This is a genomic window from Pseudomonas sp. NPDC086278, from assembly GCF_050280905.1.
In the GTDB taxonomy this organism is placed as follows: Bacteria; Pseudomonadota; Gammaproteobacteria; order Pseudomonadales; family Pseudomonadaceae; genus Aquipseudomonas.
The window spans coordinates 1-3,569 of sequence record NZ_JBNNWE010000189.1 but is presented as its reverse complement, the minus strand read 5'-3'; the positions used below and the strand labels follow the sequence as shown (position 1 = coordinate 3,569).

3 protein-coding genes and 2 pseudogenes are annotated in these 3,569 nt (G+C 59.8%); 1 reads left to right on the top strand and 4 read right to left on the bottom strand.

Translation table 11 applies throughout. From position 1 onward, the window contains the following. Window positions 1–100: 100 nt before the first annotated feature. The 4 genes and pseudogenes from ACQKP4_RS28700 to rpmA form a co-directional block, all read right to left on the bottom strand. A complete protein-coding gene (locus tag ACQKP4_RS28700) occupies window positions 101–565 on the bottom strand; it encodes a CreA family protein (protein WP_427637400.1) in 465 nt (154 codons plus the stop codon). A 12-nt stretch (window positions 566–577) separates the two neighbouring features. Beyond that, complete coding sequence (proB, locus tag ACQKP4_RS28695) at window positions 578–1,696, bottom strand: glutamate 5-kinase (protein WP_427637401.1); 1,119 nt, start codon at window positions 1,694–1,696, stop codon at window positions 578–580. Window positions 1,697–1,833: 137 nt separating this feature from the next. Then, window positions 1,834–3,057 (bottom strand): Obg family GTPase CgtA, encoded by a 1,224-nt coding sequence (cgtA, locus tag ACQKP4_RS28690; RefSeq protein ID WP_427637399.1) that lies wholly within the window; start codon window positions 3,055–3,057, stop codon window positions 1,834–1,836. A gap of 194 nt (window positions 3,058–3,251) precedes the next feature. Continuing rightward, a pseudogene (rpmA, locus tag ACQKP4_RS28685) lies at window positions 3,252–3,488 on the bottom strand (50S ribosomal protein L27); the annotation flags it as partial. Here rpmA and ACQKP4_RS28680 point away from each other — a divergent pair. Continuing rightward, window positions 3,476–3,569, top strand: a pseudogene (locus ACQKP4_RS28680) (hypothetical protein); the annotation flags it as partial. The pseudogenes rpmA and ACQKP4_RS28680 overlap by 13 nt on opposite strands.

Genomic DNA, 3,569 nt, shown 5'->3' with positions numbered 1-3,569 from the left:
GCGGGCTTGCTCGCGAAAGCGGTGCACCAGTCGACATCTGCATTGACTGACACTCCGTCTTCGCGAGCAAGCCCGCTCCCACATTTAGATTTGCGTTAGGTTATTGCGCGTGCGTCCACGGCAGAATCGGAATCGCCGTCACCGCATTCTGCGGGCTGCCTTCGATCAACCGATCGCTGTAGACCAGGTACACCAGCGTATTGCGCTTCTTGTCGAGGAACCGCACCACTTGCATGGTCTTGAATACCAGCGATGTGCGCTCCTTGAACACCTCTTCGCCATCCTTCAACTCACCCTTGAAGTTGATCGGCCCGACCTGGCGGCAAGCGATGGAGGCTTCCGCACGGTCTTCAGCCAACCCCAGACCGCCCTTCACGCCGCCCGTCTTGGCACGCGACAAATAGCACGTCACACCCTCGACCTTCGGATCATCAAACGCTTCGACGACGATACGGTCATTCGGGCCGACGAATTTGAACACCGTCGACACTTGGCCAATTTCCTCGGCCGAGGCCAGCAGCGGCATTACCAACAGCAGACTCAACAATCCTTTTGCCATGCGCATTCAGGTATTCCTTCAGACCAGAATCAGGTTATCGCGGTGAACCAATTCCGGTTCCGCCATGTAACCCAACAGACCGACAATCGCCTCAGACGATTGACCGATGATTTTTTGTGCTTCCAGCGCGCTGTAATTCGCCAGCCCGCGAGCAATTTCACGACCGTCCGGCGCCACACAGACCACCATTTCGCCGCGACGGAAGCTGCCTTGAACCAGCTTCACACCCACCGGCAGCAAACTTTTGTTGCCTTGGGACAACGCCGTTACCGCACCCGCATCCAGTACCAGGGTGCCGCGGGTTTGCAGATGCCCGGCCAGCCACTGCTTGCGCGCCGCCAGCATGCCACGCTCAGGTGACAGCAACGTGCCGAGGCGCTCGCCCGCCTTCAGACGATCCAGCACGCGCTCGAGGCGCCCGCCAACGATGATGGTATGCGCACCAGAACGCGCCGCCAGCCGCGCCGCACGCAATTTGGTCTGCATGCCGCCACGACCCAGCGCACCCCCGGTGCCGCCCGCGACAGCATCCAGCGCCGGATCATCGGCGCGAGCTTCGTAAATCAGCTGGGCGTCAGGGTTATTGCGCGGATCGGCGTCGAACATGCCGTCGCGATCCGTGAGGATCACCAGCAGATCCGCCTCGACCAGGTTGGCCACCAGCGCCGCGAGGGTGTCGTTATCGCCGAAACGGATTTCGTCGGTGACCACGGTATCGTTTTCGTTGATCACCGGGATGACCTTGAGCTCAACCAGCGCGCGCAAGGTGCTGCGGGCGTTCAGGTAGCGCTTGCGGTCGGACAGGTCATCATGCGTCAGGAGAATCTGCGCGGTATGCCGGCCATGTTCGGCAAAGCTCGATTCCCAGGCCTGCACCAACCCCATCTGACCGATGGCAGCCGCCGCCTGCAACTCGTGCATCGCACTGGGTCGTGCGGTCCAGCCCAGGCGGCTCATCCCGGCCGCTACCGCCCCGGAGGACACCAGCACCAGCTCGACGCCGGCTTCATGCAACGCCACCATCTGCTCGACCCAGACACCCATCGCCGCGCGATCCAGGCCCTTGCCGTCCGCCGTCAGCAGCGCGCTGCCGATTTTCACGACCCAACGCTGCGCACCTGTCACCTTGCTCCGCATCATCTTCAACCTTAGCTTGAGGGCGGCGCGACCTAGCACTGCCCGTGACGTTATTCGTGGTTACTCGTGACCAACAATCGATTTCCAGATACTAAAACGCCGCTCGATTGAGCGGCGTTCAAGTTTATCGCAACGAATCAGTCACGCACGTAAATGATTTCCGGACCGTCTTCGTCATCCACATCTTCTTCGTCCCAGTCATCGTCGCCGATGTCGTGGACCGACTTCACGCCGCTGCGACGCAGGGCACGCTGATCATCCAGCGCCTGCAATTGAGCGCGCGCTTCGTCTTCGATGCGCTGGTCAAGCTCGGCCAACTCTTCCTTGTAAACCGGGTCGTTCGCCAGACGGTCAGCACGATCTTCCATGTAACGCATGATGTCGTGGCACAGACGCTCGGTACCGAGCTTGGAGATGGCGGAGATCACGTAGACCGGACCGGTCCATTCCAGGCGATCGACGATTTCCTTGACGCGAGCATCGTGCTCTTCTTCGAGGATCTGGTCGCACTTGTTCAGCACCAGCCAACGATCACGCTCAGCCAGTGACGGGCTGAACTTGGTCAGCTCGCTGACGATCACTTCCGCCGCATCCGGAGCGCTGGCGTCATCCAGTGGCGCCATGTCCACGAGGTGCAGCAGCAAACGGGTACGCGACAAGTGCTTGAGGAAGCGAATCCCCAGGCCCGCGCCGTCGGAAGCACCTTCGATCAGGCCCGGAATGTCCGCCACCACGAAGCTCTTCCAGCGATCGACGGAAACCACACCCAGGTTCGGCACCAGCGTGGTGAACGGGTAGTCGGCGACTTTCGGCTTGGCGGCCGACACCGAACGAATGAAGGTACTTTTACCCGCGTTCGGCAAGCCCAGCAGGCCGACGTCAGCCAACACCTTCATTTCCAGCTTCAGGTCACGCGCCTCACCCGGCTTACCCGGAGTGGTCTGACGCGGTGCACGGTTGGTGCTGGATTTGAAACGGGTGTTACCCAGCCCGTGCCAGCCGCCGTGTGCCACCAGCAGCTTCTGACCCGCCTTGGTCAGGTCGCCGATCACTTCCTGAGTGGCGGAATCGATGACGGTGGTGCCGACCGGTACGCGCAGTACCAATTCTTCACCTTTCTTGCCGGTGCAGTCGGTGCTGCCGCCGTTGGAACCGCGCTCGGCATCGAAGTGACGGGTGTAACGGTAGTCGACCAGAGTGTTCAGGTTTTCGTCGGCGACCATATAGACCGAGCCGCCATCACCACCATCACCGCCGTTCGGGCCGCCGTTTTCAATGAATTTTTCGCGACGGAAGCTCATGCAACCGTTGCCGCCGTCACCGGCCTTTACTCGAATGGATACTTCATCAACAAACTTCATAACAACACGCCTCTCGCCATACGGACGAGCCGAAAAAACCTAGACATAAGACTCTTGCAAAAATGAGCGCAGCGACCTCAAGCAACAACCTCAAACCCAGCTGCTTTCGCCCATCACAAACAGCTTTGCAAGAGACTCACCCCACAAACGAAAAAGCCCCGTCGCGAGACAGGGCTTTTCCAGCAACCACGTAATTATGCCGCGACGACGTCAGTCTTCGGGACAATGCTTACGTAACGGCGATTGAAAGCGCCTTTTACTTCGAACTTGATCACGCCGTCGATTTTAGCGAACAGAGTGTGATCTTTGCCCATGCCAACACCGTAACCGGCGTGGAATTGGGTGCCGCGCTGACGCACGATGATGTTGCCCGGAATGATAACCTGGCCGCCATACATCTTCACGCCAAGGCGTTTGGCCGAACATCGCCTGGTCCCATGACGTGCAGGGTTATGGCCCGAACTTCGACGAAGGTTCCAAAGCGGTCAGCCTGGGCGTGGATGCCGATTACC

Coding starts and splice junctions, on each gene's coding strand:
- ACQKP4_RS28700 (WP_427637400.1), bottom strand. CDS start 565: ATGCGCATGGCAAAAGGATTGTTGAGTCTGCTGTTGGTAATGCCGCTG.
- proB (WP_427637401.1), bottom strand. CDS start 1,696: ATGCGGAGCAAGGTGACAGGTGCGCAGCGTTGGGTCGTGAAAATCGGC.
- cgtA (WP_427637399.1), bottom strand. CDS start 3,057: ATGAAGTTTGTTGATGAAGTATCCATTCGAGTAAAGGCCGGTGACGGC.